This is a genomic window from Novosphingobium sp. ERN07, assembly GCF_012641335.1.
Lineage (GTDB): Bacteria > Pseudomonadota > Alphaproteobacteria > Sphingomonadales > Sphingomonadaceae > Novosphingobium.
Genome location: NZ_JABAID010000051.1, coordinates 1 through 4,959, shown reverse-complemented (window position 1 = coordinate 4,959; position 4,959 = coordinate 1). Strand labels below are relative to the sequence as shown.

3 protein-coding genes and 2 pseudogenes are annotated in these 4,959 nt (G+C 58.7%); 2 read left to right on the top strand and 3 right to left on the bottom strand.

Annotation, left to right across the window (positions count from 1 at the left end; all coding sequences use genetic code 11):
• Nucleotides 1–156: 156 nt before the first annotated feature.
• Nucleotides 157–1,014 (bottom strand): MaoC/PaaZ C-terminal domain-containing protein, encoded by an 858-nt coding sequence (locus HGI47_RS21990; RefSeq protein WP_168854885.1) that lies wholly within the window; start codon nucleotides 1,012–1,014, stop codon nucleotides 157–159.
• A 322-nt stretch (nucleotides 1,015–1,336) separates the two neighbouring features.
• Here HGI47_RS21990 and HGI47_RS21985 point away from each other — a divergent pair, with 322 nt between their 5' ends.
• Complete coding sequence (locus tag HGI47_RS21985; RefSeq protein WP_168854884.1) at nucleotides 1,337–2,881, top strand: FadR/GntR family transcriptional regulator; 1,545 nt, start codon at nucleotides 1,337–1,339, stop codon at nucleotides 2,879–2,881.
• Between the two features lie 132 nt (nucleotides 2,882–3,013).
• Here the strand turns inward: HGI47_RS21985 and HGI47_RS21980 are convergent.
• Nucleotides 3,014–3,262: pseudogene (locus HGI47_RS21980) on the bottom strand (transposase); the annotation flags it as partial.
• A gap of 244 nt (nucleotides 3,263–3,506) precedes the next feature.
• Between HGI47_RS21980 and HGI47_RS21975 the strand changes: the two are divergent.
• On the top strand, nucleotides 3,507–4,739 hold the full coding sequence (locus tag HGI47_RS21975) for an IS110 family transposase (RefSeq protein WP_206066364.1): 1,233 nt from the start codon (nucleotides 3,507–3,509) through the stop codon (nucleotides 4,737–4,739).
• 8 nt (nucleotides 4,740–4,747) lie between these two features.
• Here HGI47_RS21975 and HGI47_RS21970 read toward each other — a convergent pair.
• Nucleotides 4,748–4,959, bottom strand: a pseudogene (locus HGI47_RS21970) (DDE-type integrase/transposase/recombinase); the annotation flags it as partial.

Here is a 4,959-nt window from a genome sequence, read left to right as displayed (position 1 = left end):
GAGAGCATCATGCCCGACGCGCTTGTGCAGGCGTCCGGGCCATCGTATTTAACCGCTGGACTCTCGTTATGATCGAGGGACTGCCGGGGGGCAGGTCAAAATCTGAGGCCGAAAACTCTAGCTCAAAACGATCCAGTTTTCAGGTGGCAGAGCACATCAGATCTTGTACTCAACCAGCCCATTATTGAGGGCGACAACATTTCGCTCCGCAATCCGGACGCGAAAGGCGGCACGACCGGGTCCTTCTCGCCAGATTTCGGTGACGAGCGTTTCACCCGGATAGACTGGTGCGGAGAATCGGACGTCAAGGCGGGTGATCCGTTCGGGATCGCCGTTGCACAATGCCCTGATGATGGCGCGACCTGCAATGCCGTAGCTACAAAGCCCTTGGAGGATTGGGCGATCGAACCCAGCGGTATGCGCAAGAACGGCATCGACATGAAGAGGGTTGAAGTCACCCGAAAGTCGGTAGATCAGGGCCTGATCCGGGCGTGTAGGCAGAGCGATAGACAAATCGTGCTTCCTGTCGGGTATCGGGTACGGCAATGGCTGCCCTTTGCAACTTCCGCCAAAGCCGCCATCAGCACGGAGGAATACGCTCGCCCGCACGGTCGCAATCAGGTCACCGGCCGCATCATCGTGCAATGTACGTTTCAACAGAAGCACCGCGCCTTTGGTGCCCTTGTCAAACAGACCCTCGACCGAAGTCTGGCCGATCAGCTTCGCTGACGGGGGAAGCGGCTTGTGTATTTCCAGTCCCTGCTCACCATGGAGGACCTGAGCAAATGTTATCCCGGTCTCGGGGTCATCCATCCAGAAGCTCTCGTTGCCAAGGACGACCGCCATGGTCGGCAATGCCTTTAACCCCCTTTCATAGACCAAAGTCATGTCAGAAGGTGCGAGGTCGGTCGCGGCACCCACACCAAGTGCATAAAGGATCGTGCGCTCGAAGCCGTAGGCGTCGGTTACGGGGGCAAAAGCCCGGTCGATAACAGCCTGCGCATTAACGGGCATGTGACTCCTTTCAAGCCGAATCCTCAAGATATGACAAGCCATCATCGACCGTCACATCATAAATAGTATACTAGTTATGCCGCAGGAGTCAAAGGCCGCATGTCAGAGCGGGGACTTGGCTTCTTCGGAGAAATCCTTGTCCATTTCGGCTGCAAGCTGCAGCACGCCGCTGCTTCAGAGTCTGTCAGTATGCCAGTGCCTAAGGGAGGTTTCTTGCGGATTCTAAGACATTCGGCCATAATATAGCCGAAAGCGTTGCAACTCATGATCCGAGCCATCGCTATCTCTGCGGCAGTAGCAGCACAGCTGACCCTTCGCACGCATGAGTGCCATAAATATAGTGGTCACCAGAATGCGTCATAAACGAGGAGCCAATTTCGCTTTGAGCAGCAAAACCGAAAACGTTGGTCGCGACGCGTTCGTTTCAGGTCGGGCGCGCAAGCAGAAGCTCGGTGAGCAGATTGCGCACAAGATTGTCGATGACATTATCGCAAGGGGATGGATCGAGGGTGATACTCTCGGCACAGAGCGCGACCTCCGTTTGCGGTACTCCATCTCGCGCGCCACATTCCGCGAAGCGGTGCGGCAAGTCGAGCGTCACGGCGCGGCAACCACACGACGTGGCGTGGGTGGAGGCCTGGTAGTTCTCGCTAGGCCCCGTGGTGCCGCGATCCGCGCCATGATGACGTTTCTCGAACTGACTCGCGTAAGCTTTGGCGAACAGCATGAGGTGCATGAGCAGCTTGAACTCACTGCCGCTCGCCTCGCAAGCCAGCGGATCGACGACGAAAGCCGCAGCGAAATGCTCGCGGCGCTGGAGCAGTTGGAGCAGACGTCGAGCGTTGTCGATAGTGTTGCGAACAACATGCGAATCCGCGTCGCGATCGCTAAGGCAACACGAAACCCTTCGCTTCCGCTGTTTATCGAAACACTCAACGGAGTGTTGCGCGACATTCTGCGCGTCTTGCGAGTGGAGGAAAGTGTTTTTCTGCGCGACCGCGAGCAATCAACTCGGTTCAAGAAGGAGCTGGTCGACACCATTCTTGCAGGTCGGGACAAGGATGCCGAGCGGCTGGTCCGTCAGGATGTGTACCGCCGCTTGCTGGCCATGACCACACCGATGACAAGCTCGAGAGGACGTAGAGGCATCGCCAATTACTTTGAAGAGTTGCCCGACTGGTTTGAATCCCAAAACATCGACCTGAAGCTGAGCGAGCGGGTCGCATTTGCAATCGTGGAGGATATCGAACGCGCCGGGTGTGTCGAGGGTACGAACCTAGGCAATGAGGCGGCCTTGCAAAAGAAACACTCAGTCAGCCGCGCGGTCCTGCGCGAAGCGCTCAGGCAACTCGAACTACACGGTGTCGTGCACGTCAAGAGCGGGGTGCAAGGCGGTGTCCTAATCGGCAGACCGGATTCAACTTACACTGAAGAGGTGGTATGCACCTATCTGCGAACGACTGAGATTGCCGCGCTGCATTTATGGGAAACGCAATCCACTCTGGAAGTGCTTGCAGTCGAAAAGCTTGCCGGAACGGCTTCGGAACCTGACTGCACTGCCCTTCGAAATGCCTTGAGCTATCTCGGCCAAGCCAGCGTGGAAGATTTTCTCGCCCGTTCAATGGTCCTGCACGGAACGATTGCGGATAGGACTGGAAATCGCGCTCTTTCTTTGTTTATCAGGATCTTGCTAAGATTCGGCATCCATGCGTTGCCGCCGATTGATCCTGCCAAGCTGCCTTGGCTGATGCGCCGCCACGATCGGCTAGTGGAGGCAATCTGCGCGCACGACGCTGTTGAAGCGCGCCGGGAAATCACGCTGCTGTTCAACGAATCCCGCATATGGGTCGGTGGTCACCATTTATGATTCTGACAAAGGCCGGGATGCATTCCAAGTTGGTCTCAACCCGCATGTAGCAATGCACTAGATGTTTGGTCCCGATGACGTGACCCCATGCTTTCCACCAGCTGGGATTAGAGCCGGGCCGTTTTTGCTCTGCTACCCAACCTTGGACCGCTCGGGTCTAGAGTTTTCCGCCTGATCCGGGTCCGGAGGGCTGGTGGCCCCGGTCGGATTTGCCAACATGATCGGGGGGATATTCCCGATCGCGCTGTGCGGTCGCTCTTCGTTGTAGTGTCTACGCCAGCGGTCCAGCTTCTCGCAAGCGTCTTCCAGCGACAGGAACTAGGGCGTGTTCACTCATTCGCTGTGCAGCTTGCTGTTGAACGTTTCGATGAAGGCATTATCCGGCATGATGCATGTCGGTGACTCGTTCCTGAGATCAGCATGACCTGCTAGGTTCTGCTGATCCGGGCCATGGGGCACCGGGAGCACGCAAAGTGCGGGCAGGCCGTCGCACAGACATGAGCTGCGAGCTCGAGGTCGTTATCTGGCCGCCCCTGCGACTAGCCCGGATGCGCTGCGAGCGCGGATCCGTAATTGTCGTGTCGCCCGCCAGCTCCCTGAACCTTGTTGGACCAAGGTGGAGGCTATGCGGATTGTTGGCATGGACATCCACCGGGTAGCGGCCGAGGCCGTGGCGCTGCTCGATGGCAAGTTGGTGAAGCTCGGCCGTATCCCCATGTTACGCGAGCGCCTGGAAGAGTTCGCCAGGACGCAGCTCACGCATGACGATCACGTGATCGTCGAGGCGACTGGCAACGCCGCAGCGGTGGTCGAGGTCCTTGCCCCACACGTCGATCGCGTCGTCATCGCCAACCCGAAGCAGGTGAGACTGATCGCGCATGCCAAGGTCAAGACCGATGCGATCGATGCTGCGGTGTTGGCCAAACTCTATGCATCGGGCTTCCTGCCGGAAGTCTGGGTTCCCGACGAAGCAACACTCGCCCTTCGACGACAAGTGGCCCGACGCACCCAGCTGATCCGCCAGCGAGTACGGCTGAAGAACCTCATCCAGTCGATCCTGCATGCCCATCTGATCCCGCCGTGCCCGCACGGCAACCTGACCGGCATAAGCGGGCGGAAGTGGATTGCTGCCCAACGACTTCCGGATGATGAACGGGCTGCCGTTCAACGGCACCTGGCCCAGATTGATCTCATCGAAGGGTCCCTCAAGGACGTAGAGGCCGATATTGCCAAAGTGGCCATGGCTGACCCGGCCATCAGACGCCTGATGACACTGCCCGGCGTCGATATGACCGTCGCATCCGGCGTCGCGGCCGCCATCGGCGATGTGCGGCGCTTTGACGATCCAACCAAGTTGGTCGGCTACCTTGGATTGAACCCGAGCACGCGCCAGTCTGGCGAGGGCCGCGCTTATCACGGGAGGATAACCAAGCAGGGTCGAGGCCAGGCACGCGGAATGCTCGTTGAAGCTGCATGGGCAGCGGCGCGTTCGCCGGGTCCGCTACGCGCCTTCTTCCAGAGGGTGGCAGCCAAGAGGGGGAAGCCCATCGCCGCTGTCGCCACGGCACGCAAGCTCGCCATGATCATCTGGCATATGCTGACCAAAGGTGAGGACTACATCTGGGTGCGACCGGCGTTGCTGGCCCGCAAGTTCCGTAGCATCGAACTCAAGGCAGGATTGCCGCCAGAGCACTCCAAGCGTGGTGCGGCCTACGATTACAACATCCCGGAAAAGCGGGCCGCTGAACGGGTGCGCGTAGAGGCGGCTGAGGAAGAGTATGCCGGCTTCACGTCGAGGTGGCGAGCCAAGCCTCGCAACCGGCCTCAGAGAGAGAAGAAAATGCCTGCACCTGCTTGAAAGGGCTTTTCTACAACATCCGTGTCCGTCGGCTTGCCAGGCCGCGAGAAGTCCAGGGTCACACCCCTCGGATAAGCCCATAGATCCATGTCTCGCGACACGAACTCGCTGCCATTGTTCACCCTGATGGTCTTCGGATAACCCGCCTTCCGACAGGTTCGATCGAGCGTGGCCACGACATCCTCTCCGCGGTAACTGAACCGCGCGTCGATCACCGGCG